A 24,588-nucleotide genomic window follows, 5' to 3' on the forward strand; every position below is an offset into this window, starting at 1 on the left:
TTAAATAACTACAATCGGTTTCCGTTTAATATTCGATTTCGACAAAAAAGCGCCAGAAAAATGAATATTTTGAAATTGGAGGGCGTTTTTTTAAACGGAATTCAAGAAAAAATAACCCGCTGGACAAAAACGGTTTTGCACCCCCTGCCGAAATGTTAATGAAAGGATGCCTCTTTGGGTAAAATGACCAGTATCAATACCTCCGGAAAATTCTCACATATGTAACGCGCGCAACTAGCCGCCGGCGGTACCCATCCACCGACTTCAAATTATCAAGTACAAAGCTTTCATTCCCAACATCGGTTGCTAGAATGTTCCTGGTTAACGGGCCCAACTTTCAATTCACTGCGGCGAAACTGCAGCGGAGAATCCGGCGAAAGCAAATGACGGAAAAATGAACGTGTCGTATTTCGAACACAGGTGTGACAAAAAAATTCCGCACGCGGCGAAACCGCATTTTTGCGCTTGAAATCTTAAAGAAATGTGAAAACGAAAAGAGAAAGCGTCGAACTGCGAAACCCGCAGCCTTCAAGGGTTTGAAAAGAAAAAGGGCACTTAGAAAAGCGCCCTCAATTTGTTACTATCCTATGAAAACCCTATTTGTATACAAAGGTATATCGATGTTAACTTTATTTGAAATTTTCAGCGGTGAATAACAAATAATTAACAAAGTATCAGCATTATTTATACTTGTCAAACCCACTACCATGGCCGGTTTCATCATGCGGCCACATTTCACCGGAACGCCGATTCTTGTTAAAAAGTCCTGAATGAATCAGCTACAACCCATGCTATTTCCGCAATTCAGGCATTTGTAGCATGTGCCGGAACGAACCGTTATGTGCCCGCAGGTGTTACATGCCGGCGCATCGCTCTGCATGCTGCGCATGTATTCCTGGGTACCGCCTTCGCTCCCCGCAGCCGCCACAGGCTGCGCTTTGGCCGATTTCGGTGCCGGCGCTTCCGGCTTGTTGCCCACGATCCGCACGTTCGACAGCGCGGGCTTCGCCGCCGGCGCGGCAGGCGCTTCGTCCCACTCGTCTTCGCCCGTATTGCCCGGTGCATCGAGGATGTGGACGAGGTCCGTGCGGCCGAGGTACTCGTATCCCAACACACGGAAAATATAATCGATCAGCGAAGTAGCCGAACGGATGTTCGGATGGTCTACCATTCCGGCGGGCTCAAACCGCGTAAACACGAACTTGTCCACAAACTCTTCCAGCGGCACGCCATACTGCAATCCCACGCTCACCGCGATGGCGAAGCAGTTCATGAGGCTGCGCAATGTGGAACCCTCTTTCGCCAGGTCCACGAAAATCTCGCCCAGCGTACCGTCGCCATATTCGCCGGTGCGCACGAAAATCGGCTGACCGCCCACTTTCGCTTTCTGCGTAAACCCACGGCGCTTGGCCGGCAGCGTTTTGCGCTCCACGATCCGCGACAGCGCGCGTTTCAGCGAAGTGTCCGTGCTCGCGGTCATGCGCTTGTTCAGTTCTTCCAGCAGCTCGTCGATCGTGAGCTGGTTCATATCGATGATCTGCGCGGTTTCTGCTGCAGGCGCTTCCGCTTCGGTGGATTTTTTCTTTTTGTCGCTCTTGTTGCTCAGCGGCTGGCTCAGTTTGGAACCGTCGCGGTACAGCGCGCAGGCTTTCAAACCCAGTTCCCAGCTCAGTTTATAGGAATCCGCGATTTCTTCTACCACGGCCTCGTTGGGCAGGTTGATGGTTTTGGAAATAGCGCCGGAAATGAACGGCTGCGCCGCGGCCATCATCCGGATATGCCCGTGGGGATGGATGTAGCGTTCGCCTTTTTTCCCGCATTTATTGGCGCAATCGAAAATCGGCAGATGCGCCTCTTTCAGGTAGGGCGCGCCTTCCACCGTCATCGTACCACAAACGTAATCGTTCGCCGCTTCGATCTGTTCGTCGGTAAATCCGAGCTCGTGCAGCAGGCTGAATTCCATATTGAAATACTGCTCCGGCGTGAAGCCCAGTCTTTGCAGGCATTCCTCACCGAGCGTGTACACGTTGAAAACGAATGCGATATCGAAAGATGAGGCTACTGCGGTGTCGAGTTTTTTCAGCTCGTCGCTGATAAAACCTTTTTCGCTGAGGGTTTGCGGGTTGATGTAAGGCGCGCCGCCGAAGCTGCCCGTCCCTTTTGCATAATCCACGATCGCCTTCACTTCATTGTCTTTGTAACCGAGGTTCCTGAGCGCTGTGGGAATCGATTGATTGATGATCTTGAAGTATCCGCCGCCCGACAGTTTTTTGAATTTCACCAGCGCGAAATCGGGTTCCACACCGGTGGTATCGCAATCCATCACCAGGCCGATCGTACCGGTGGGTGCGATCACGGTGGCTTGCGCGTTGCGGTAACCGTATTGTTCGCCCAATTGCACGGCGTCGTCCCAGGCTTTGGTGGCCGCCGTGAGCAGGTAATCCGGGCAGAAGCGCGCGTTGATCCCCTGCGGCCGGATCTCGATCCCTTCGTACGCCTCGATGGCATCGTAAGCAGCGGCGCGGTGGTTGCGCATCACGCGTAGCATGTCCTGTTTATTCTCTTCGTATTTGGGGAAAGCGCCGAGGTGCCCGGCCATTTCGGCGGATGTTTTATAGGATACGCCGGTCATGATCGCCGTGATCGCCCCCGCGATCCCGCGGGCCTCTTCACTGTCGTACGCGATTCCACTTACCATGAGCATGCTGCCGAGGTTGGCGTACCCCAGCCCCAGGGTGCGGTACTGATAGCTCAGCTCCGCCACCTCTTTGGAAGGGAATTGCGCCATGAGCACGGAAACTTCCAGCACCACGGTCCACAGCCGCACCGTGTATTCAAAACCTTTCACATCGAACCGGCTGGCGTCTTCATCGAAGAACCGGCGAAGGTTCACCGAAGCCAGGTTGCAGGCGGTATTGTCGAGGAACATGTATTCCGAACAGGGGTTCGACGCGTTGATGCGGCCGCCCTGCGGACAAGTATGCCATTCGTTGATCGTGGTGTCGTATTGCGTTCCGGGGTCGGCGCAGCGCCAGGCCGCGTAGGCGATCTGGTTCCATAAGTCGCTGGCTTTCACCGTTTTCATCACTTTCCCGTTGGTTCTCGCCGTGAGGTTCCAGTCGCCATCGGCTTCCAGGGCATGGAAGAAGCTGTTGGGGATGCGGACGGAGTTATTGGAGTTCTGGCCGGAAACGGTTTTGTAGGCTTCGCCTTCGTAATCGGAGGCGTAGCCGGCGTTGATGAGGGCGCCGACTTTCTTTTCCTCTTCCACTTTCCAGTTGATGAAATTGAGGATTTCGGGGTGGTCGAGGTCTAGGCAGACCATTTTCGCGGCGCGGCGGGTGGTGCCGCCCGATTTGATGGCGCCGGCGGCGCGGTCGCCGATTTTGAGGAAGCTCATGAGGCCGGAGGAGGTGCCCCCGCCGCCGAGTTTCTCGCCTTCTCCGCGGATGCGGGAGAAGTTGGTGCCTACGCCGGAGCCGTATTTAAAGATGCGCGCTTCGCGGACCCAGAGGTCCATGATGCCGCCGTCGTTCACCAGGTCGTCGTCCACGCTCAGGATAAAACAGGCGTGTGGTTGCGGCCGTTCGTATGCGGAGGTGGATTTCTGGAGTTTTTCGGTTTTGGGGTCCACGAAATAGTGGCCCTGCGGTTTGCCCTTGATGCCGTAGCTTTCGTAGAGGCCGGTGTTGAACCATTGGGGGGAATTGGGCACGCAGGCCTGGTTGAGCATGCAATACGCCAGTTCTTCGTAGAAAACCTGTGCATCGGCGGGTGAGGCGAAGTAATCGTATTTTTCGCCCCAGGCGCGCCAGCAGTTGGCCATGCGGTGGATCACCTGGCGAACGGAGGTTTCGCGGCCGGTGGAGCCATCGGGCTGGGGAACACCGGCTTTCCGGAAGTATTTCTGGGCGAGGATGTCGGTAGCGATCTGCGACCAGCCCTTCGGTACTTCCACATTATTCATTTCAAAAACTACATCGCCTCCCGGGTTGCGGATCACGGAAGAGCGCAAATCATACTCGAACTGATCGAAGGGGCTCACGCCTTCGCGGGTAAAATGCCGTGAAAACGCAAGACCACCGGTCTTTTTTACTTGATTTTTCATGCCCTAGAAAATTTTTAACAGGATTAAACAAAACTGGTTTTTCGACTCTTTGGTGTGGGATAACTAAGTTACCGTACAATGGTACACAAACGAGTTTTTGTTTTGCACAGCTTGTGGAAAAGCCTCCATTAACAAAAACGGCAGCAAGGGTGTTGATATTTCACTGTTTTTGGGGCGAAGTCAATTGCAAAATCAATACCATGCATATTTATTTCACCCTGTCCTTATTACGAAAAATTGTATACATTTGCGACAACCGGAACAATGCATTATTTAATGTACAGAAAAATATACAATTCCTTTATCGAGAGAAAGGCAAAGGGTACAAAGTCATTCGCTGTTCTGATCGATCCGGATAAGGTTACACCTGAAGGGATCGCAGATTTGGCGGGCAAATGCACGGAATCGAAGGTAGATTACATCTTCCTGGGCGGCAGCCTGGTGATCACGGACCATCTCGATGATGTAGTCCAGCAGATCAAGGCGAGCTGTGACATTCCGGTGATCCTGTTTCCCGGAAGCCCCTCCCAGGTGTCTCGCTATGCAGACGCACTGCTGTACCTTTCCATGATCTCGGGCCGTAATCCGGAACTGCTGATCGGCCAGCACGTGGTATCTGCTGCCGCGGTGAAGAAAAGCGGGCTGGAAGTTATTTCCACCGGTTATATGGTGATCGACGGCGGCGCCCCCACTACGGTTTCCTACATCAGTAACGCCACGCCCATTCCGGCAGATAAGGACGATATCGCGATGTGCACGGCCATGGCGGGCGATATGCTCGGCATGAAAGTGATTTATATGGACGCCGGTTCCGGCGCCCGCAAGCCTATCACGGAAAGCATGATCCAGCGGGTGAGCAGCCAGGTGGAAGTTCCGGTGATCGTGGGCGGAGGTATCCGCACCGCAGAAAAAGCATATCTGAATTGTAAAGCCGGCGCCGATATCATTGTTGTCGGAAACGCCATCGAAAAAGACGCGTCCCTCATCCGGGAAATCGCTGATGCCGTTCACAGCGCCCCTGTAAACGCCGCCCGTTAACCCCCTGGCTTATCAAGCCAATACGTTTCAGCCGCTCAAATTATCCCTCTATCAAAATTTTTATTGATCCCCGCAAGATTTGTGTAAAAAACTTGCAGAGGTTTAATATCTTGCATCCCGAAACCAACCAGACCATTTTTTTAGATTATTTCGGCCCTGAATAAGCGGCGATGTGGACGTGAGCAATGTTTATTAGATTCATTCAAGGCCGACGCTTTTCATCCGCCCTGTTTGTGTGTATTTATACCTAACACAAGCATATCCAGAGAATTTATTACAGTACGCGTAACGTAATCTGTCCAGGTCATGGTTCGGCTATGGCATTACTATGGTTTTTTCGGCCGTAAGGCCTTTTTTCATAAGCATAATTTAAATAAAAGCGGGCTGCCTTCTCCAGGGCAGCCCTTTCCTTTAAATACTCCGTCCAATTGTCCGAAGCATTAGACCGGCAAAACATTCCCGGGTTTAACCGAAAAAGGGCGAAGGAAAAATAATTTCCATCGCCCTTCCCAAAAGGTTTATCCAAAAGCCCTACAGGCTCATCATTTCCTTGAATTTCACCGCCTGCCTGCGGCTCACTTCGATCTTCTCCCCGCCGCGCATTTCCAGCAACAGCCCGCCGTTGAAATACGTATCTATCCGCTCGATCATGCGCAGGTTCACGATATGTTTACGGTTGGCGCGAAAGAACACGCGCTCGTCCAGCCGCTCTTCCAGTGCATTCAACGATTTGAGGATCAATGGCTTATTGGTTTCGAAATACACGCGGGCATAGTTGCCGACGCTTTCGAACAGCCTGATTTCCTGCAATTTGACGAACCAGCAGCGGTCGCCGTCTTTCACGAACACCTGGTCGGCTTCTCCGAGGATATTGCGGATCCCGGAGGCGGAAGCGATCCTTTCTTTTTCATCCGCCTGGTGGAGCTTGTGGATGGCATCGGCCAGCCGCTTCGGCTCGATGGGCTTCAGCAGGTAATCCAACGCATTGTATTCGAACGCTTTAAGCGCGTATTCGTCGTACGCGGTGGTGAAGATCACCTGGGGCGTTCTTTCCAGTTCGGCCAGCAGATCAAAGCCGGTCTTGTCCGGCATCTGGATGTCGAGGAAAAGCAGATCGGGCCTGAGCGATTCGATCTTTTCCATCCCGTCTTTCGCATTTACCGCTTCACCTACCACCACGATCTCGGGATGGTCTGCCAGCAGCTTTTTGAGTTCGCTCCTGGCCAGTCGTTCGTCGTCTATGATCAAAGCTTTTTTCATACTGTCAAAATTGGTTGACGATTTTATAATAGCGGCATGAGCACTTTGGCTTCTACCGTTGCGTGATCGATGTTTTTGATGTCGAAGGAAGCTCTTTTCCCGAAGAGGATCCCCAGCCGCTGGCGGGTGGAAGCGAGGCCGAAACCTCCGCCGTTCTGCTGTTTTTCGACGATTTGCCCGGTGTTGCGGATGGTGATCTCGTGGCACATGTCGTGGACATGGGAGCCGATGAGGATCAGGCCGCCGTTCACCTCGCGGGAGATGCCGTGCTTGATGGCGTTTTCCACGAGGGTTTGCAGCATCAGCGGGGGCACCGGGAGCTCGAGGGTTTCCGGATCGATGTCGTACTGCACTTTCAACCGCTCCTCGAACCGGATATTTTCCAATGCAAGATAATCTTTTACGATGCTCAGTTCGTTTTCCAGGCTCACGGTTTCGGCCTTATCCGCCTGCATCGAGTTGCGGAGGATGTTGCTGAGCTCGGTGATAGCCGTTCTGGCGCGGCGCGGATTTTCGTCCACCAGCGCGCGGATACTGTTCAACGCATTGAAAATGAAGTGCGGATTGAGCTGGCTCTTGATCGTCTTCAGTTCGAGCGTGCGCACGGTAGTTTCCAGCCGGAGCTGGTTCAACTGGGAATTACGGCTTTCCTCCACATAATGCCAGAGGAAATAGATCACGGCCCAAAGCGTAATAAAGGTGGTCTGCTGCAGGAAGGTCCGCAGCCAGTTGTCATAGAAATCCACCTCGAAATGGGAGTGGTTCATGGCGTAATAGAAGCCGCTCAGGATGAAAGAATCGATCGTGGCGCACACCACACTCCCGAAAAAGAAGTAAATGGCCACGCTTTCGAACGGCTTTTCGATCCATTTGTATTTGACGATAATAGCCCGGAAACCATGCGTGATGGCAATGCCCAGGAGCGCGGTGGCGAGCATGTAAGGCGGCATCCACCACTCCATTTTGTCCATCGAAACGGCCACGAAAAAGTAAAGAAAGGCACACGCTCCCCACCCGAGTATCTGGCACCACCAATATTTAGACAAGCGTTTTAACATTCAGTAAAAGTTAGCAAAGTCCTGCGATAAAACCTGCTTCTTCCAAAAATACCAAGCAGCACCGCGCGCCGAAACCCAATTATTACCAATGGCGGTTTAAGCGGTTAAATGGGCCAAAGCGCCAATCCCCTCCACCGGCGGCGCTCCTGACCGAAATGACAATCCCATCAAGACAAAAATTTACATATAAAATTGATTCTCAATATCATAAGCCCTGTCCGGCTCCAAAAAGCTTCGGATAGCATCAAAAAAGTGCTGACGGTGAATGGATTTGTGCGGCGGATGGGCCGAAAAATGCGGCAGAACATGTATTTTTGGGCATTAAACCCAAAAGGTGATATGGAAATTACGGCAGGTCAATTACTGAGCCAGATCGAGTACCCGTCCGATCTGCGGAAACTGAACAAGGAGCAACTGCACCAGGTGTGCGACGAGCTGCGCCAGTTCATCATTGACGTCGTGAGCGTTCACGGCGGCCATTTCGGTGCCAGCCTGGGCGTGGTGGAACTCACCGTTGCGCTCCATTATGCTTACAACACGCCGTACGACCAGCTCGTGTGGGACGTGGGGCACCAGGCCTACGGCCACAAGATCCTCACCGGCCGTAAAAGCGTTTTCCATACCAACCGCAAATACAAAGGCATAGCCGGGTTCCCGAACCGCGGAGAAAGCGAATACGACACCTTCGGCGTAGGGCACTCCTCCACCTCCATCGGCGCCGCGCTCGGCATGGCCATCGCTTCCGCCAACAAAGGCGAGCACGACCGCCAGCACATCGCCGTGATCGGCGACGGCGCCATGACGGCCGGTATGGCTTTCGAAGCCCTCAACCACGCCGGCGTGTCCAATGCCAATGTGCTCATTATCCTCAACGACAACTGCATGTCCATCGATCCGAACGTGGGCGCGCTGAAAGAATACCTGACCGATATCACCACTTCCCAGACTTACAACAAGCTCCGCGACGATGTCTGGAACCTGCTCGGGAAACTGCCCATCGGCAAAAGATTTACCCGCGACATGGCCTCCAAGCTCGAAGCCAGCGTCAAAGGCATGGTAACCAAATCCAGCAACCTGTTCGAAAGCCTCAACCTCCGGTATTTCGGGCCGATCGACGGGCATAACATCACCAAACTGGTAGATACCCTGCAAGACCTGCGCAACATCCCCGGCCCCAAGCTGCTGCATGTGCGCACCGTGAAAGGGAAAGGCTACGCGCTGGCGGAAAAAGACCAGACCAAGTGGCATGCGCCCGGACTGTTCGACAAAATCACCGGCGAGATCTTCAAAAAGGCGATCGAAACGCCGCAACCTCCCAAATACCAGGACGTATTCGGCCACACCATCATTGAACTGGCCGAAAAGAACGATACCATCATGGGCATTACGCCCGCCATGCCTTCCGGCTCCTCCCTGAAATGGATGATGGAGAAAATGCCGCACCGCGCCATAGACGTAGGCATCTGCGAACAGCACGCCGTAACGCTCTCCGCCGGCCTGGCCACCCAGGGCATGAAAGTGTATTGCAACATCTACTCGTCGTTCATGCAACGCGCGTACGACCAGGTGATCCACGACGTAGCCATCCAGAACCTGCCCGTGGTGTTCTGCCTCGACAGGGCGGGGCTCGTGGGGGAAGACGGCTACACCCACCATGGCGCGTACGATATTCCCTACATGCGCTGCATCCCGAACCTCATCGTGAGCGCGCCCATGAACGAGGAAGAGCTGCGCAACCTCATGTATACCGCCCAGTTGCCGACCACCGTCAACCCCTTCGTGATCCGCTACCCGCGCGGCGAAGGCGTGATGCCCGACTGGCGGAGGCCTTTCGCTCCCGTTAAGATCGGCACCGGCAGAAAAATACAGGACGGCCGAGACGTAGCCATCCTTTCCTTCGGCCACCCCGGTAACTATGTAACCGAGGCCATGAAGGAACTGATGACCGACGGCCTGCAGCCTGCGCATTACGACATGCGGTTCGTGAAACCCCTCGATACGGAGATGCTCCACGAGATCTTCCAACGCTTCGACCGGGTGATCACCGTTGAAGACGGCGCCCTGCAAGGCGGCTTCGGCAGCGCAGTGCTCGAATTCATGGTGGATAACGAATACAAGGCAGACGTGAAGCGCCTCGGCATCCCCGACCGCCTCGTAGAACATGGCAAACCCGCCGAACTGCAACGCGAATGCGGGTACGATGCAGCCGCCATCGCATCGGCCGTCCGCGCCATGATTGGCAGCAAAATTTCCGTTCAAACCAGCTGATAAAGGCCGTCTTGGCGCCCGGAGCACCGGGCGCCGCATTGCACCATGCGCGACCTCTACATATCACTTCGCATTACGCACACCATCCGCGAAACGCCGGACACGTACACCTACCGCTTCGAAAGCGCGGACGGGAAACCCGTGAAATACCGCGCCGGACAATTCCTCACCTTCCTCGTGGAGCTTCACGGTACGGAATACAGGCGGTCTTACTCCCTCAGCACCACGCCGGGGATCGATGATCACCTGGCCGTAACGGTCAAACGCGTGACCAACGGCGCCATTTCCCGCCACATCATCCGCCACTGGCAGGTGGGCGACGTCGTGACCTCGCTCCTGCCTTCCGGCCGGTTCGTGCTCGACAGCCAGCCCGATTCCGCGCGCGACATCCTTTTGCTGGGGGCCGGCAGCGGCATCACGCCCCTGTTTTCTCTCCTGCAGCAGGCGCTGTACGAAGAAAAGGCATCGCACGTTACGCTGATCTACAGCAACCGGAACGAGGAAAGCGCCATCTTCCGCGATCGCATACTGGCGCTGGAAACCCGCTTCCCCGAGCGGCTGACCGTAGTCTGGATCTTCAGCGACCCGGTAGACGCGGCGCCCGGCATCCGGCGGATGAACAACCTCATTCTCGAATCCATCGCGCCCAAACATTTGCGGCATCCCCGCGGATCGGCGCTTTTTTATATCTGCGGGCCGGCCGAATACATGCGCATGGCCCAGTTTACCCTCACTTTCATGGGCTTCCGGCCCGATCAGCTCCACAAGGAAAATTTTGTGGTGAATACCGACGCGAAGATCGCGCGGGTGGCCGTGCCAGAAGATACTTCCATCAAACAGGTGCGGCTCCTGCATAGCGGCGTGGAGCAGACGTTGCCCGTGCCCGGGAACGAGACCATCCTCCATGCGGCGCTCCGCCAGCATGTGGCGCTGCCATACAGTTGCAAGGGCGGCGTTTGCGGATCGTGCATCGCTACCTGCACCAGCGGAAAGGTCTGGATGTCTGTCAACGAAGTGCTGACTGAAAAAGAGCTTTCCAAAGGCATGGTCCTCACCTGCACCGGGTACGCCCAAAGCGACGACGTTACCCTCGAATGGTGACAAGCAAGTTTGCGTACAATCCGCGCCGGGATTGAATCTTGGCTGGTATCTGTAAAATGGCTACCTTCCGTTAAATTCATGTGATGCGCTTACCTGCCCTGAAAATCACGGGCATACTGGCGGCAGCCGGCCTTCTCTGGGGGATGGTATACCGGCCGCTCCGCATGTTGCTGGCGGATTGGTTTCCGGGCAGCGATGCGGGTATCATTTTGTTTTTCGTTTTCCTCGTTATTTCCTGTTCGATCGTTTTTGTGGCTGCGCGATGGATGTTCCGTTCCGCCGAATCCCTGCATGCGCCCTATCGCCAGTTTTTCAGCGAGCATCCGGTGCCGATGTGGGTGTATGAATGGGGAAGCCTGCGGTTCCTCGCGGTGAACGATGCGGCGGTTAAAAAGTATGGTTATTCGCAGGAAGAATTTGCGTCCATGACCTTGCACGACATCCGCGATCCCGCCACCATTCCGGAATTGATGGAAGATGTAAAGCGGACCGATACCACCATTTCCTACCGCGGCATCTGGCAGCACCGGCGTAGGAACGGGGAAACGTTTTACGTGGAGCTCCACTCCCGCCCCACCCTTTTCCAGGGCAAACAGGCGCGCATCGTCATGGCGCTGGACATCGACGCGGAAGTGCGGCAAATGATCGAAGCGAGGGATATCAGCTCGCGGTACGACCTCCTGGCCCAGGTAACACCGGATTACGTTTATTACTACGATATCAAGCAGAACCGCATCGCCCGGAACCACGGTCCCGTCACACTTTTCGGCTACCGCGATGCAGACGTCGGCGATACGATGGAATGGTGGCAGGAAAGGGTACATCCGGAAGACCTGCCCAACGTCATGCAACATTTCGACATTACCTGCACGCTTTGCAAAGACAGGCTGGAAGCGCGGTACCGATTCCGTTGCGCCGACGGCCATTACAAATACGTGTACGACCGCGGGTATATCATCTATAACGAACAGCGCCAGCCCATCCGCGTCATCGGCGTGATGCAGGACGTAGACGAAAGCACGCGGCAGAAACAGGAGATCGAGCTGCTGAGCCTCGTGGCGAGCCACACCGCCAACAGCGTTATCATCCTCGACGCACGGGGCCGGATTGAATGGGTGAACGAAGGTTTCCGCATCATGACCGGTTACCTGCAAGACGAAGTGAATGGCAAACTGGTGAAAGAGGTCCTGTCTGGCCCAGACACCGATCCCGCCACGGTATTGCAGATCGAAGATCAAATGGCGCGCGCATCCGCGTTCAACATCGAAATCCTCAACTACAAAAAGAACGGCGCGCATTACTGGGTGAAATCCGACGTTACGCCCGTACTCAACGCCCATGGCGAGTTACAGCAATACATCCTCATCCAGACAGACATTACGGAACGGCGCACGTTCATGCAGCGCCTGCAGGAAAACAACGATACGCTGCACGAAATCGCGCGGATCAATTCACACGAAATCCGCAAGCCCGTATCGTCTATCCTGGGCATCATGTCGATGTTCGATCTCGATAAAAATGAGCCGGGCCTGAACAACAGGCTGCTGGCCATGTTGCGGGAATGCAGCACGGAACTGGACGCAATGCTGCATAAGATACAGGACAAGCTGCGCCAGACGAATCACCGGTAATATGACGGGGTTTAATCGTACGATTCGAACCGGTGGAACTCACCGGCCAATTCATTGTGGAGTTTATGGAATACCTGCATGCGGTCTTGCAGGCTGTTAATGTCGTCTACAGGCCTGTCGTGATGCACGATGGCGGGGTTGCCGTAACCCATGTGCTTGGCGGACTGCTTCAGGTCGTGGTACATTTCGTCGGCTACTTCGAGCTGCCGGATAAACTGGTTCTGGAAATGTTCGATCGCCATGGATCTTTCATTATTGGCTTGCGGCGAGGTGGCGATTTCCTGTAGTTTGCCGCGCATGGTACGTAAGCTGGAACGTACGTTATCTACTTCTTCTTTCCAGGTCGAGAACTGTGCCTGGATGTCTGTTGACTGTGCTGGTACTTCCATGATATATTGATTAAAGTGACAGGATGACGATTGTGCGCATCATAAGCCCTGCTTTTGTTTCAATATCCCATTCAGATCAATCTTACGCTCAGGTCTAATTTACGGAGAATTTGGGTTCGGGGAACGAAAAACCCGGTGGATTTTTTCCACCGGGCGGGTATTTTATGTGAATTCGGATCATGCGAGCATGGGCACGTCCATCAGCAGCAACTGCGCGTCTTCGGATGTTGCAACATCGAGATGGGCGTAATCTTCCACCGCAATGGCGTCGCGCGGGGACAGGGTTTCGCCGGCGGCGGTAACGGTGCCGCTGATGACGAACAGGTAAAGGCCGTTTCCTTCTTTTTTGGGGGAATAGCTGAATGCCTGCCCTTTATCGAAGTTCCCGAGCGAGAACCAGGCATCCTGGTTCATGGGGAGGCCTTCTCCCGTTCCCTCGGGCGAAACCACTACCTGCAGGCGGTTGTGCCGGTCTGCGGGGTCGAAGGTTTGCTGGTCGTACCGCGGGGCAACGTCGCGTTTTTTCGGGAAAAGCCAGATCTGGAGGAATTTCACAGGATCGGTTTTGCTGGCGTTGAACTCGGAGTGCTCCACGCCGGTGCCGGCGCTCATGATCTGGACGTCGTTATGATTGATGATCTTGTGGCGGCCCGTGTTGTCGCGGTGCTCGAGGGCGCCGCTCAGCGGGATGCTCACGATCTCCATATTATCGTGCGGATGCGCCCCGAAGCCCATGCCGCCTTTCACGGTATCGTCGTTCAGCACGCGCAGCGCGCCGAAATGGATGCGATCTGGATTATAGTACCCGGCGAAGCTGAAAGTGTGGCTGGATTGCAGCCAGCCGTGATTGGCGAAGCCGCGGGAATCTGCACGGTGGATGGTCGTTTTCATATCTTGATTCTCCTTTTTTCTTTCCACAAATTTCCGAAAAAACATGCTCCGCAGCAATGGACGAGATGGCGCAAAAGGTGGACTATTTTTCCCGGAAAAGAAAGCCGGGCGCAGTTTTCACAACCACGCCCGGCTATTCGGCAAGATGTAACGGAAACGCTTATACGAGTTTCGCTTCCATCGTGATGTTGGTGTTGAGCAGTTTGGAAATCGGGCAGTTCGCTTTTGCGTCTTCCGCGAATTCCTGGAACTTGGCTTCGTCCAGGCCGGGCACGCTCGCCGTTACGGTGAGGTGGATGCCGGGGATGGCGCCGCCTTCGAAGGTTACGGCCGCTTTGGTGTCGATGTTGCCGGGGGTGAAACCTGCGCCGGAGATCACGAAGCTGAGCTTCATGGTGAAGCAGCCTGCATGCGCGGCGGCGATCAGTTCTTCGGGGTTGGTACCGATACCGGATTCAAAACGGCTGAGGTAGGAATATTGGGTATCTTTCAGCACGCCGGAGTCGGTAGATACGGTGCCATTGCCTTCTTTACCAGTGCCTTTCCAGTTTGCGGTTGCGGATCTTTTCATTTTGATGAGTTTATTTAGGGTGAAATGTTTCGCCAGGGAATAAAATTAAGGAATCCAGATTAAAAAAACCGGGCGAATTGCTCCGCCCGGTTTACCTAAACCCCCAAACAACCTGTATGTTACACTAATTCCACGAAATCTTCCAGGGGCTTTCTCACTTTCTTCGCATGCTGCATACCGTCTTCTTCCGCGCGGAATCCAATCGCCGCTACTACTACCGTCCGCAGGTTCTTTCCTTTCAGTCCTAATATCTCATCGTATGCAGCCGCATCGAACCCTTCCATGGGGCAGGCGTCTATGCCTTCTACCGCACTGGCCGTCAGCAGGGTGCCCAGGGCCAGGTAGGCCTGTTTGGACGTCCATACCGCGGCGGCATCTTCACTTAGGCGGCTCACCGTGCCCTTCATGACATTTTCAAATCCTTCCAGTTCGTTCCGCTGCAGATTCCGGGCGCCCGCAATGCGATCAATGTAGTTGTTCACATGTGCATCCTTCAGCTCGTCGTACCGCGCAAAGATCACGAGGTGCGATGCGTCCGTTATCTGCGGCTGGTTCCAGGATACGGCTTTCAGCGCTTCCCGCACCGCGGGGTCTTTCACCACAATTACCTTGTAAGGTTGCAGGCCGTAGCTGGATGCAGACAGCCGGGTAGCCTCAAGGACCCTCTCCAACTGCGCTTCATTCAATTTCTTCGTAGGATCGAACTTTTTAACGGCATAACGCCAGTTCAGTTTCTCGAGGATATCCATCGTCAGTTCCTTTATATTTTAATTATGCTTGTTTGATGATTTGCACCGCAGCGATCAGGCGAACTTCGTCGCTCACCACCAGGCCACCGGCTTCTGTAGTAGCCGACCAGGACAGGCCGAAATCTTTACGGTTGATTTTGCCGGTCAGCTCGAAACCTGCTTTGGTCTGGCCATACGGGTCGATCGTGATGCCGGAATATTCTACGTTCAGGGCCACCGGTTTGGTAACGCCACGGATGCTCAGGTCGCCTTTCAGGACGAAGGAGTCCGCATCGATTTTTTCAACGCCGGTAGACGTGAAGGTCAGTTTCGGATGATTGGGCGCATCGAAGAAATCGGGGCTCTTCAGGTGCTCGTCGCGCTGCGAATTCTTGGTGCTGATGCTGTTCACATCGGCTTCGAAGCTGATGGTAGCATCGGTAAAGTCGTCTTTGGTAGCGGTCACCGTACCGTCGAACTGTGCGAAGTGGCCGGTTACGTTGGTGATCATGAGGTGTTTTACTTTGAATTCAACTTCGCTGTGCGCGGGGTCAATTTTCCAGGTTGCCATTGTGTGTAAGTTTTTAAGTTGTTGATGAATGATAAGTTCGGTTTAGAAATTGTTGTTAGTTCAGCCGGCCCATTTTGCCGTTGTTATAATCGTCGATCGCAGTGATAATTTCTTCCTTGTTGTTCATGACGAACGGACCGTAAGCGAAGATGGATTCGCGGATGGGCTCGCCGTTCAAAACGAGCAGCGTGGCGTCTTCTTCCGCTTTTACGGTGATCGTTTCCCCGGCCTGTTCGAATACCGCGACCTCTACCGCTTTGGCGGCATGCGTTCCGTTGATGGTTACCGCACCTTTCAGGACTACGATGCCGGTATTAAAACCGTCGGGCAGTGTGAGGGTGGTTTCCGTTCCGGCGGTGAGCCGTATATCGAACAAGTTGATGGGCGTAAAGGTTTTTGCGGGACCGTTAACGCTGTCTAAATTCCCTGCGATGACGCGGGCGTAGCTGCCGTTGCCGAGGTCTGCCACGGGGATATCGGCGTTTAAGATCGACTGGTACCCGGGTTTATCCATTTTATGGGCTTTGGGCAGGTTTACCCAGAGCTGCGCCATTTCGAGGATGCCGCCGTTGCGGGTAAATTCACTTTCGTGCTTTTCTTCATGGACGATGCCCGAAGCGGCGGTCATCCATTGCACATCGCCGGGGCCGATTTTGCCGCTGTTGCCGCCGGAGTCCCGGTGCTGGAGGGCGCCCTGGTAGGCGATGGTCACGGTTTCGAACCCCCTGTGCGGGTGCTCTTCCACGCCGCGCGGCGTTTCCGAAGGCGCGAAGTAGTGAGGGGCCGCATAATCCAGCAGGAAAAACGGGCTCAACTGCTTGCCGATCATCTTGTTGCCGCCGGGGAAAAGGTTCTGGACCTTAAACCCGTCGCCAACCATGTGCGGCTGCGCGCCTTGATAAACATGTGCTACTTGCTTGGTGGTGTGTGTCATATTGCCTCCTTTAAAAGACAACACAAAATTACATGTTGTAACATCTATTTGAAATGGATAGAATGATGTAATCGGTGGACTTTTTTCGACCGGATCACATCTACATAACAATCAACACTTTACGAAAAAAGGACTACGCTTTTGCAAGTTCCTTGAATTCCGACGGAGTTTGGTTGGTGTATTTCTTGAAAAAGCGGGAGAAATAGTGGGGATCTTCAAACCCCAGGGCGTAGGCGATCTCTTTGGCCGTGAGATCGGTGTTATAGAGATACCGCTGCGCTTCGAGGATCACGCGGTTGCGGATATGCTCGCCGGCGGTGATGCCAGACAGCTGTTTGCTGATCTCGTTGAGCAGCACGGGTTTGATATGGAGTTGCGCGGCATAGTCGCTCACGTTCTTCAGCTCTTTATACCGTTGCTCGATGAGGCCTTTGAACGTCATGAACAGGGCGCTGTTGTGTTTCGACTGGTATTCCGGCGTGAGGGAAACGGGCTTGGGCGCGTTCCTGCTGGCGATGATGAGGAAGTATTGCAGCAGGTTGCGGAATGCAGAATGGTAATTGGCGCGGCGCGAGGTCACTTCTTCTTCCATCCGCTGGATCATCCAGTCGATTTCCTTTTCCACTGCCGGATCGGTGATGGGCACCACGGAACTGAACGCGTCGTTCACGAAAAGCCCGGTCTTAACGGGGTCCATGTCCGAAGAGCCGGCCGGGCACATCATACAGTTATGGAAAGCGATCATGTAGCCGTCGATCTTTTCCGAAGATTTAAGCTGATGTACCTGCCCGGGCGCGAGGAAGAACAGGGTGTTCTTTTTCACGGTGTGGGTCACGGTGTCGATGGTATGGGTCAGCTCTCCTTTTTTGATCCAGTAGATCGTATAGAAATCATGGCGGTGCGGAGCTTCCTGGTGCTCGAAGAACACGGGTCCGAGGCTGCACAGGTGCGACACGCTGAATTCCTGCGGATCGTCGGACGCACGGGCGTATTCGCCCAGGTTCACCACTTCTATATGTTCTTTCTTGCTTGCCATAATTCGCTAATCTTCAAAAACCACGGTTTCTTCTTCCGGGCGGTCGGCCGGGTCTACGTATTCGATGATAAAATTATTTCGGCCTTCGCCCACCATGATGGACAGGTATTTGGCCTGCACCAGTTCCAGCATGCCGAGGAACAGGAAGATGGCATGAACGCGGTCTTTACAATGGTCGAACATCTTTTCGAAAGCCATCGTTCTTTCCCCGCGCGCCAGGTCCATCATGTATTCGCGGCTGCCTTCCATGGTATAATCGTATTTGTATACCACGTGCTGCGGCTTGTTGCTGCGCTCTTTGACGCGTTGCATCACCTTCTCGAAGGTTTTGGTCAGCTTGAAAAGCGTGAGCGTCTGCACTTCGGAGCCTTCGCTCGTCAGTTCCCCGATTTCCGCCAGTTCTTTCTGGATGTTGCCGCGCTTCATCGCCAGCATACGGTCTGCCTCCTTCTCGGCCAGCTCCACCGCCGCGGCTTTGTAACGCTTGTATTCGAGGATCTTGTCTACCAGCTCCTGCCGCGGGTCGATCTCGTTCCCCGCCGCATCCACCTCCTTGCGCGGCAACAGCATTTTCGCCTTGATGCGCATCAGCGTGGAAATGAACAGGATGAATTCGCTCGCCAGCTCGATGTTGAGCTGCTCCATATGGTGGATATAGTCCAGGAAGTCGTTCGTCAGCTTCGTAATCGGAATATTATATATGTCCAGCTCGTCGCGTTCGATGAAAAACAGCAACAGGTCGAAGGGGCCTTCGAACTCGGGGAGACTGATCTTGTAAATATTCTGGTCACTCATAATTAAACAATAAAACCTGCCGGGAAGTACCGACAGGTTTATCAAAAATAACAAAAATCCGGGAGATCAGAACTTGGCCGTCAGCCCCACGCCCAATGTCTGCTTTATCTGCAGCCTGGGGCCCATGATGCCGGTTTCCTTGTTCTCGAAAACCCGCACGTCGTCGTCGTAAATCATGTCCCAGGAAATATTGGCACTAATCAACTTATTGACTTTCAACGCGATAACGTTCGTCCAGAACACGTCGATATTACCGGGATTGTGTTTGTAGTTGGAAAACAGCTCCAGTTTCGACTTATACGTCATGTTCTTGGCGAACTCCTTATTATAATTAGCGGTAACATAGGCGCCGAACTCGCTTTTCACGTGTTTGCCGGTATCTACGCCGTAAGCGCCTTTATCTGACAGAAACTGGTCTCTCACCACGATCCACCTGCCGGTGAACGGCGACATGAACAGCGAAAAATCCTTGTTGGGCATCCAGTCTATACCGGGCGACAGTACGATGTAAGCCGGCGCGAAGAAGGTGGAAGTGAATTCCCGGGTGGAGTCTGTGGGGTAAATATAACCGTCAGACAGCTGGGTGCGGAGGTTGAAGAGCCCGCTCAGGTACCAGTTCCGGCCGATATCGTAGCCATATTTGGAGGTGAGGTCGAACCGGTCGTCGCTCTTCCGGTTGCCGAGGCTGGTGGTGTTCACGTAGCCGTAGGCGAGGTCGAGGTTGTTATCCCAGGAATGGCGGCCTTTTTTATAGTTCGCGAAAACATTGAAAGTGCCAAGGAGGGAGAGCGAAAGTTTATCGCCGCCCGCCGCCCAGTTGGAAAGCGAGCCCTGGTTAAAGGTGAGCCCGAAAGATCCGCCTTTGAACCAAAGCCGGCCGGTGGTATCTTTTTCGGTGGTCTTGATGCCTTTGACGGATTCTTCCCGCAATTTCTTGAAAGATTGGTCTTGGGCATGGAGGGCGCCGCCACAAAGGATCAGGGCCAGGAGGAAACAGGAAAAATGCTTCATGGTTACTGTCGGTTGAATACATTACAGCAACGGTTGACCGGGAACAACCGGTCAACCGTCTATTTTACAGAAATAAGATTATTGTTTTTTGAGCTCGTCGCGGATTTCCATAAGGAGCTGTTCGGTAGGCGTAGGGCCTGCGGGAGCGGGGGCTTCTTCGGGTTTCTTCATGCGGTTGATGGCCTTGATCACCAAGAACAATACAAATGCGACGATAAAGAATTCCACCAGCGCCTGTATGAACAGCCCGTACTTCAATTCTGCCGCGCCCACTGTAATGGATTTTGCCTTGAAATCGACGCCTTGCAGGAGAATTCCCACGATCGGCATAATGATGGCATCCACCAGGGAGTTGACGATCTTCCCGAAGGCGGCGCCGATAACAACACCGACAGCCAGGTCGATCACGTTACCCTTCATGGCAAAGGCTTTGAACTCACTGAAAAAAGACATACACAAGGTTTTTGAAGGTTAAGAAAGGGTTGAAATCCAGTGCAATTTTACAGAATTATGGTTTGACATCCTCATTATTTTTGACTTTCGGCAACTTCGGGAACTTCATTTTGAGGGACTTCAGTGTATCCCTCACCGTTTTGGCGATGAAGTATTCCTTGTACCAGTTATGATCCGCGGGCACGATGTACCAGGGGATTTTATTGCATTCCTTAAACACGTCTTCATACGCTTTCTGGTACTTTTTGAACAGTTTCGCTTCCGCGAAATCCTTCTCGTTGTACTTCCACATCTTCCGCGGGTCTTGCGTCCGCTCTTCGAGCCGGGCCATTTGCGCTCCCTGCGAAACGTGGAGGTAGAATTTGAGGATGTGCGTGCTGTTATGGTCGCGGAGGAGTTTTTCGAAATCGTTGATGGCGCCGAACCGCTTGGTGATCACGTCGTCGTCTACCCATTTATGTACCCGCTGTACGAGCACATCTTCATAATGCGACCTGTTGAACACCTGGATCGTTCCCTTTCCCGGAGCGTGCTGGTGGATGCGCCAGAGGAAGTCGTGGTCCATCTCCTGCGCGGTGGGCGCCTTGAAGGGCGTAACCACCACGCCCATGGGGTTCATGGTGCCGAAAACGTCGCGGACCACGCCGTCTTTCCCGCTGGCGTCCATTCCCTGGAGCACCACGAGCAGGCTGTGCTTGTGCTCCGCGTACAGGAGGTTCTGCAATTCGTCGAGGTCTTTGAGGATGGTTTGCATTTCCTCCTTAATTTGCTCCTTGTCGGCTTTTTTCGGAGCGGTGGTCGGGATGTCGGCTAGTTTGATGGATGGCATATCGCTATTTTTTCTTAATATACTTTAACATCGGCACAATTCGGAATCGGTACCTTTGCTGCACTATGGACCAACGCGTATTGAACTGGGGGATCTTCCTGCTGCTATCGCTCACCTGGGGCAGCTCGTTCATCCTCATGAAACTGGGACTGGCTTCGTTTTCCCCCTACCAGGTGGCCAGCATCCGGCTGATATCGGCCGGGGCGGCCCTGTTACCGTTTTTCTTCCGGTTCATCCGGCAAACGCCCGCGTCCAAAATACCCGTGATCATTTTGTCCGGTTTATTAGGTAACGGAATTCCGGCGTATTTGTTCTGTATCGCGGAAACGCGGATAGACAGTTCGCTGGCCGGCATGCTGAATTCCTTCACGCCGGTGTTCGCCCTCATCTTCTCGCTCGTCCTCTTCCATTCGCCTGTTTTGAAGCGGCAGGTGCTGGGGCTGATGATCGGGTTCGTGGGTGTGATCCTCCTCTTTCTCGTGAAGGGCGTAGACGCGAATGCGTACTGGTATTACGGCTTCCTGGTGATCCTGGCCACGGCGTGCTACGGGCTCAATATCGCGCTGGTGCATCATTACCTGAAAGAATTCCAGAGCCTGCAGTTGGTTTCGATTTCCCTGTTTTTCATGGGGCTCTTCGCGTTGCCGGTCTTGCTCCTGAGCGATTTCAGCGCCACTTTCCAGGCAGCAGAGCGGCCATGGATGAGCCTTGCGGCCAGCTGCACACTGGGTTTGGTCGGTACGGGCGTGGCGTCTCTCCTGTTTTACCAGCTGATCCGTTCTGCGGGCGCCATTTTCGCCAGTATGGTAACGTATGGGTTGCCGGTAGTGGCCATTGGATGGGGGTTCGTGGCCGGAGAAGCCATCAGCGGATGGCAGGTGCTCTGCCTGGGCGTGATCATGGGCGGTGTGTACCTCGTCAACCGGAAATAAATCTTTCCCGACGTTCATAAAAAAAGAGACAGGCCGCAACCTGTCTCTTTTCAAATATCTGAAGCATGGCGGTTAAATGGCCATGATTTCTTTGTCTTTCAATGCGCAATGCTTGTCTACCAGTACGATGTGCTTGTCCGTCAAATCCTGAACGTCGGCTTCCGCATCTTTGGCGGTGTCTTCGCTGAGACCGTCTTTCTGCAGTTTTTTGATGGCTTCGATGGCGTCGCGACGGATGTTGCGCACGGCAACTTTGGCGTGTTCGCCCTCTCCGTTCACTTTTTTCACCAGTTCTTTACGGCGCTCTTCGGTCAGCGGGGGGAGGAAGAGGCGGATGATCAAACCGTCGTTCTGCGGGTTGAGACCGATATTGGAAGCGATGATCGCTCTTTCGATGGCTTGCAGCATGTTTTTCTCCCAGGGTTGAACGGTGAGGGTGCGGGCGTCCGCAACGGCAACGTTGGCAACCTGGTTGAGGGGGTGGGTGCGCCGTAATAGTCTACCGTGATACCGTCGAGGATCACAGGATTGGCTTTACCGGCACGTATTCTTGTGAGCTCTGCTTCCAGGTGGGCAATTGCTTTCACCATGGAATCTTTCGCGTCGTCCAGGATTAAATTAAGTTCGTCTTGCATAAGAATATTTACTTAAAGTGCTTGCAAACCTACATGAAATCTTTTAATCGTCAAAGGGAAAGACGATGCGTTGGCCGTTGGCAAGCGGGGTGCGGCGGTTATTTGTCCTGCATGACGGATTCAGTGGGCACCCGCAGAATTTTGGATTTGGTGGTGGCGGGCTGCGGCTCAACAGGTGCAACTTCTGCGGCGGCGGCGAAGGCGATGGCGGCGGCGGCTTCCGAAGCGGCGATCTCTTTGCGGCGTTTCAGGTAGAAGAGGACGGAGGTGCCCCCCAGTGCCAGGCTCCCGACGAGGAACAGCAGCACCGTGGTGCCGAGGCTTTGCAGGTTATATGCGAGGAGAATGAAACCGATGTTGGATACCACGGCGATGCCGGTGGCCTGGCGATGGTTCAGCCCCAGGGCCAGCATGTAGTGGTGGATGTGGTGACGGTCGGCCGTGAAGGGGCTACGGCCGCGGGCCATACGGATGGTGAATACCCGGAGCGTGTCGAACAGGGGAATGATCAGCACGGCGAAAGCGATCGCCGGAACTGCCTGCAGGGGAACTGCGCTGGCGGGGTTGCCGGCCACATCGATGAATTTAACGATGAGCGTCGCGTTCACAAGGCCAACCAGCAGGGAGCCGGTGTCGCCCATGAAGATGCGCGCGGGAGAAACATTGTAGATGAGGAACGCGGCGAGGCCTGCAGCCAGGGAGAAACCCATCACGGCATACAGCATTTCGTGCGCGAAAAGGAAGTAAGCACCCAGCACGGCAGACACAACCAGCCCGATGCTGCCCGCCAGCCCGTCGATCCCGTCGATCAGGTTAAAGGCGTTGATGACTACGATAAAAGTGAAATAAGTAAGGAGGAGGCTGAAGTGGAAAGGAAGCTCGCCGATCCCGAGGAAGCCATACATATTGGATATATGCAGGTTGCCCAGGTAAATGATGGCAAATGCCGCCACGAGCTGGCCTACCAGTTTCTTAACGGGAGACAGGCCGACCAGGTCGTCCTTCATTCCCACGAAAAATATTACGAAGAAAGCGGCCAGCAGATATTGCAAGGGGAAATTCTCCTTGGCAGGTACACACACGGCAGACGCCAGTATGAACCCGGCAAAGAATCCCAGGCCACCTAATGTGGGGATTCGTACTTTATGCGATTTGCGCTCGTCCGGTTCGTCATATAGATGCTTCAGTTCAGCTACCCGGATCAACACCGGGATCGCAAAGTAGGTTATAACGAAACTCAGGATAGTTGCGATAATTACATTCTCCATACGGGGGGTTGTGGTGCAAAGATATTGAATTCAGTGAAATGTGTATCAAGAAATTTTGAGGCCCGACTTCCCCCTTTTTTAAAAATTCAGATAATCACTGAAAAAGCGGGGAATTTCTTATTACTTTTGCGAAGCTAAAAACGCCAATTATCATGCCAGAACTGAAAGATATAGCCACACAGATCAGGCGGGACATCGTAAGGATGGTGCACGCCGTACAAAGCGGCCACCCCGGCGGTTCGCTCGGTTGCACCGACTTTTTCACGGCCCTGTATTTCAAGGTCATGGAACATCAGCCCGTGCCCTTCGAGATGGACGGTAAAAACCAGGACCTGTTTTTCCTTTCCAACGGTCACATTTCTCCCGTCTTCTACAGCGCACTCGCCCGCTCCGGGTACTTCCCGGTGCCCGAACTGGCTACTTTCCGCAAGCTGGACAGCCGCCTCCAGGGCCACCCCACTACCCACGAACACCTCCCCGGTATCCGCGTAGCGTCCGGCTCCCTCGGCCAGGGCCTCAGCGTTGCCTGCGGCGCCGCCCTCACCAAAAAACTGAACAACGATCATAAAGTCGTTTATTCACTCCATGGCGACGGCGAGCTCCAGGAAGGCCAGAACTGGGAAGCCATCATGTTCGCCGCCCACCACAAAATCGATAACCTCATCGCCACCGTTGACTACAACGGCCAGCAGATCGACGGCCCCACCGATAAAGTAATGAGCCTCGGCGACCTCGAAGCCAAATTCCACGCCTTCGGCTGGAGAGTCCTCTCCATGAACGGCAACGATATGGACGACGTGGTAGCTACCCTTCAGAAAGCCAAAAGCCTCACCGGCAAAGCACAACCCATCGTGATCCTCATGACCACCGTAATGGGCGCCGGCGTTGACTTTATGATGGGCTCGCACGAATGGCACGGCATCGCTCCGAACGACGAGCAGCTGGCCAAAGCACTCGCCCAGTTGCCCGAAACCCTCGGCGACTACTAATAGTTTTTTACCATCCGTAAAATAGGAAAGCGTACCCTCGGGTACGCTTTTTTTATGGGCTTGCGTTGGCGCAATATCGTATGCGAGTATGT

The 24,588-nt window shown here is 54.0% G+C and carries 21 protein-coding genes and 1 pseudogene; 6 read left to right on the top strand and 16 right to left on the bottom strand.

The annotated features are described in order from the left end of the window. Positions 1-775 precede the first annotated feature (775 nt). On the bottom strand, positions 776-4,108 hold the full coding sequence (locus WJU22_RS02955) for a vitamin B12-dependent ribonucleotide reductase (protein WP_341841800.1): 3,333 nt from the start codon (positions 4,106-4,108) through the stop codon (positions 776-778). A gap of 276 nt (positions 4,109-4,384) precedes the next feature. Between WJU22_RS02955 and WJU22_RS02960 the strand changes: the two genes are divergently transcribed. After that, positions 4,385-5,146, top strand: a complete 762-nt coding sequence (locus WJU22_RS02960) for a geranylgeranylglyceryl/heptaprenylglyceryl phosphate synthase (RefSeq protein ID WP_341841801.1) — start codon at positions 4,385-4,387, stop codon at positions 5,144-5,146. A gap of 531 nt (positions 5,147-5,677) precedes the next feature. Here the strand turns inward: WJU22_RS02960 and WJU22_RS02965 are convergent. Together WJU22_RS02965 and WJU22_RS02970 are read right to left on the bottom strand one after the other, a co-directional pair. Then, a complete protein-coding gene (locus tag WJU22_RS02965; RefSeq protein ID WP_126244464.1) occupies positions 5,678-6,406 on the bottom strand; it encodes a LytR/AlgR family response regulator transcription factor in 729 nt (242 codons plus the stop codon). 23 nt (positions 6,407-6,429) lie between these two features. Further along, positions 6,430-7,452 carry a sensor histidine kinase gene (locus WJU22_RS02970; RefSeq protein WP_341841802.1) on the bottom strand — a complete coding sequence of 341 codons (1,023 nt, stop codon included), beginning with the start codon at positions 7,450-7,452 and terminating at the stop codon, positions 6,430-6,432. 351 nt (positions 7,453-7,803) lie between these two features. On the opposite strand from WJU22_RS02970, the gene dxs reads away from it, so the two are divergent. From dxs to WJU22_RS02985, 3 genes are all read left to right on the top strand, one after another. After that, the gene (gene dxs, locus WJU22_RS02975) at positions 7,804-9,732 is read left to right on the top strand and encodes a 1-deoxy-D-xylulose-5-phosphate synthase (RefSeq protein WP_341841803.1); all 1,929 of its coding nucleotides are present in this window, start codon (positions 7,804-7,806) and stop codon (positions 9,730-9,732) included. Positions 9,733-9,777: 45 nt separating this feature from the next. Next, the gene (locus WJU22_RS02980; RefSeq protein WP_341841804.1) at positions 9,778-10,833 is read left to right on the top strand and encodes a ferredoxin--NADP reductase; all 1,056 of its coding nucleotides are present in this window, start codon (positions 9,778-9,780) and stop codon (positions 10,831-10,833) included. Between the two features lie 83 nt (positions 10,834-10,916). After that, a complete protein-coding gene (locus WJU22_RS02985) occupies positions 10,917-12,464 on the top strand; it encodes a PAS domain S-box protein (protein WP_341841805.1) in 1,548 nt (515 codons plus the stop codon). A gap of 11 nt (positions 12,465-12,475) precedes the next feature. Here WJU22_RS02985 and WJU22_RS02990 read toward each other — a convergent pair whose 3' ends face one another. The 11 genes from WJU22_RS02990 to WJU22_RS03040 form a co-directional block, all read right to left on the bottom strand. Continuing rightward, on the bottom strand, positions 12,476-12,853 hold the full coding sequence (locus WJU22_RS02990) for a hypothetical protein (RefSeq protein WP_341841806.1): 378 nt from the start codon (positions 12,851-12,853) through the stop codon (positions 12,476-12,478). 177 nt (positions 12,854-13,030) lie between these two features. Continuing rightward, positions 13,031-13,744, bottom strand: coding sequence for a pirin family protein (locus WJU22_RS02995; RefSeq protein WP_341841807.1), 714 nt, complete (start codon positions 13,742-13,744; stop codon positions 13,031-13,033). Between the two features lie 160 nt (positions 13,745-13,904). After that, the gene (locus WJU22_RS03000) at positions 13,905-14,315 is read right to left on the bottom strand and encodes an OsmC family protein (RefSeq protein WP_341841808.1); all 411 of its coding nucleotides are present in this window, start codon (positions 14,313-14,315) and stop codon (positions 13,905-13,907) included. Positions 14,316-14,434: 119 nt separating this feature from the next. Then, a complete protein-coding gene (locus tag WJU22_RS03005) occupies positions 14,435-15,064 on the bottom strand; it encodes an NAD(P)H-dependent oxidoreductase (protein WP_341841809.1) in 630 nt (209 codons plus the stop codon). Positions 15,065-15,086: 22 nt separating this feature from the next. Continuing rightward, the gene (locus WJU22_RS03010; RefSeq protein ID WP_341841810.1) at positions 15,087-15,614 is read right to left on the bottom strand and encodes a YceI family protein; all 528 of its coding nucleotides are present in this window, start codon (positions 15,612-15,614) and stop codon (positions 15,087-15,089) included. Positions 15,615-15,669: 55 nt separating this feature from the next. Continuing rightward, entirely contained in the window at positions 15,670-16,548 is an 879-nt protein-coding gene (locus tag WJU22_RS03015) for a pirin family protein (RefSeq protein WP_341841811.1), read from the bottom strand. Positions 16,549-16,681: 133 nt separating this feature from the next. Further along, the gene (locus WJU22_RS03020) at positions 16,682-17,584 is read right to left on the bottom strand and encodes a helix-turn-helix domain-containing protein (RefSeq protein ID WP_341841812.1); all 903 of its coding nucleotides are present in this window, start codon (positions 17,582-17,584) and stop codon (positions 16,682-16,684) included. A gap of 6 nt (positions 17,585-17,590) precedes the next feature. Next, positions 17,591-18,379, bottom strand: coding sequence for a segregation and condensation protein A (locus WJU22_RS03025; protein ID WP_341841813.1), 789 nt, complete (start codon positions 18,377-18,379; stop codon positions 17,591-17,593). A gap of 66 nt (positions 18,380-18,445) precedes the next feature. Further along, positions 18,446-19,390 (bottom strand): DUF3078 domain-containing protein, encoded by a 945-nt coding sequence (locus WJU22_RS03030; protein WP_341841814.1) that lies wholly within the window; start codon positions 19,388-19,390, stop codon positions 18,446-18,448. A 78-nt stretch (positions 19,391-19,468) separates the two neighbouring features. After that, on the bottom strand, positions 19,469-19,843 hold the full coding sequence (gene mscL, locus WJU22_RS03035) for a large-conductance mechanosensitive channel protein MscL (protein ID WP_341841815.1): 375 nt from the start codon (positions 19,841-19,843) through the stop codon (positions 19,469-19,471). 55 nt (positions 19,844-19,898) lie between these two features. Next, a complete protein-coding gene (locus WJU22_RS03040; protein WP_341841816.1) occupies positions 19,899-20,672 on the bottom strand; it encodes a PPK2 family polyphosphate kinase in 774 nt (257 codons plus the stop codon). Positions 20,673-20,737: 65 nt separating this feature from the next. Here WJU22_RS03040 and WJU22_RS03045 point away from each other — a divergent pair, with 65 nt between their 5' ends. Continuing rightward, the gene (locus tag WJU22_RS03045; RefSeq protein WP_341841817.1) at positions 20,738-21,604 is read left to right on the top strand and encodes a DMT family transporter; all 867 of its coding nucleotides are present in this window, start codon (positions 20,738-20,740) and stop codon (positions 21,602-21,604) included. Between the two features lie 72 nt (positions 21,605-21,676). Here the strand turns inward: WJU22_RS03045 and frr are convergent. Together frr and WJU22_RS03055 are read right to left on the bottom strand one after the other, a co-directional pair. Next, positions 21,677-22,239, bottom strand: a pseudogene (gene frr, locus WJU22_RS27235) (ribosome recycling factor). Between the two features lie 98 nt (positions 22,240-22,337). Continuing rightward, complete coding sequence (locus tag WJU22_RS03055) at positions 22,338-23,507, bottom strand: MraY family glycosyltransferase (RefSeq protein WP_341841818.1); 1,170 nt, start codon at positions 23,505-23,507, stop codon at positions 22,338-22,340. A gap of 152 nt (positions 23,508-23,659) precedes the next feature. Between WJU22_RS03055 and WJU22_RS03060 the strand changes: the two genes are divergently transcribed. Then, on the top strand, positions 23,660-24,496 hold the full coding sequence (locus tag WJU22_RS03060; RefSeq protein WP_341841819.1) for a transketolase: 837 nt from the start codon (positions 23,660-23,662) through the stop codon (positions 24,494-24,496). Positions 24,497-24,588: the final 92 nt, after the last annotated feature.

Source organism: Chitinophaga caseinilytica, assembly GCF_038396765.1.
GTDB lineage: Bacteria > Bacteroidota > Bacteroidia > Chitinophagales > Chitinophagaceae > Chitinophaga > Chitinophaga caseinilytica.

Excerpts from the sequence above, each read along its gene's own strand:
- WJU22_RS02955 (WP_341841800.1), bottom strand. The coding sequence starts at position 4,108 with ATGAAAAATCAAGTAAAAAAGACCGGTGGTCTTGCGTTTTCACGGCAT.
- WJU22_RS02960 (WP_341841801.1), top strand. The coding sequence starts at position 4,385 with ATGTACAGAAAAATATACAATTCCTTTATCGAGAGAAAGGCAAAGGGT.
- WJU22_RS02965 (WP_126244464.1), bottom strand. The coding sequence starts at position 6,406 with ATGAAAAAAGCTTTGATCATAGACGACGAACGACTGGCCAGGAGCGAA.
- dxs (WP_341841803.1), top strand. The coding sequence starts at position 7,804 with ATGGAAATTACGGCAGGTCAATTACTGAGCCAGATCGAGTACCCGTCC.
- WJU22_RS02980 (WP_341841804.1), top strand. The coding sequence starts at position 9,778 with ATGCGCGACCTCTACATATCACTTCGCATTACGCACACCATCCGCGAA.
- WJU22_RS02985 (WP_341841805.1), top strand. The coding sequence starts at position 10,917 with ATGCGCTTACCTGCCCTGAAAATCACGGGCATACTGGCGGCAGCCGGC.
- WJU22_RS02990 (WP_341841806.1), bottom strand. The coding sequence starts at position 12,853 with ATGGAAGTACCAGCACAGTCAACAGACATCCAGGCACAGTTCTCGACC.
- WJU22_RS02995 (WP_341841807.1), bottom strand. The coding sequence starts at position 13,744 with ATGAAAACGACCATCCACCGTGCAGATTCCCGCGGCTTCGCCAATCAC.
- WJU22_RS03000 (WP_341841808.1), bottom strand. The coding sequence starts at position 14,315 with ATGAAAAGATCCGCAACCGCAAACTGGAAAGGCACTGGTAAAGAAGGC.
- WJU22_RS03005 (WP_341841809.1), bottom strand. The coding sequence starts at position 15,064 with ATGGATATCCTCGAGAAACTGAACTGGCGTTATGCCGTTAAAAAGTTC.
- WJU22_RS03010 (WP_341841810.1), bottom strand. The coding sequence starts at position 15,614 with ATGGCAACCTGGAAAATTGACCCCGCGCACAGCGAAGTTGAATTCAAA.
- WJU22_RS03015 (WP_341841811.1), bottom strand. The coding sequence starts at position 16,548 with ATGACACACACCACCAAGCAAGTAGCACATGTTTATCAAGGCGCGCAG.
- WJU22_RS03020 (WP_341841812.1), bottom strand. The coding sequence starts at position 17,584 with ATGGCAAGCAAGAAAGAACATATAGAAGTGGTGAACCTGGGCGAATAC.
- WJU22_RS03025 (WP_341841813.1), bottom strand. The coding sequence starts at position 18,379 with ATGAGTGACCAGAATATTTACAAGATCAGTCTCCCCGAGTTCGAAGGC.
- WJU22_RS03030 (WP_341841814.1), bottom strand. The coding sequence starts at position 19,390 with ATGAAGCATTTTTCCTGTTTCCTCCTGGCCCTGATCCTTTGTGGCGGC.
- mscL (WP_341841815.1), bottom strand. The coding sequence starts at position 19,843 with ATGTCTTTTTTCAGTGAGTTCAAAGCCTTTGCCATGAAGGGTAACGTG.
- WJU22_RS03040 (WP_341841816.1), bottom strand. The coding sequence starts at position 20,672 with ATGCCATCCATCAAACTAGCCGACATCCCGACCACCGCTCCGAAAAAA.
- WJU22_RS03045 (WP_341841817.1), top strand. The coding sequence starts at position 20,738 with ATGGACCAACGCGTATTGAACTGGGGGATCTTCCTGCTGCTATCGCTC.
- WJU22_RS03055 (WP_341841818.1), bottom strand. The coding sequence starts at position 23,507 with ATGGAGAATGTAATTATCGCAACTATCCTGAGTTTCGTTATAACCTAC.
- WJU22_RS03060 (WP_341841819.1), top strand. The coding sequence starts at position 23,660 with ATGCCAGAACTGAAAGATATAGCCACACAGATCAGGCGGGACATCGTA.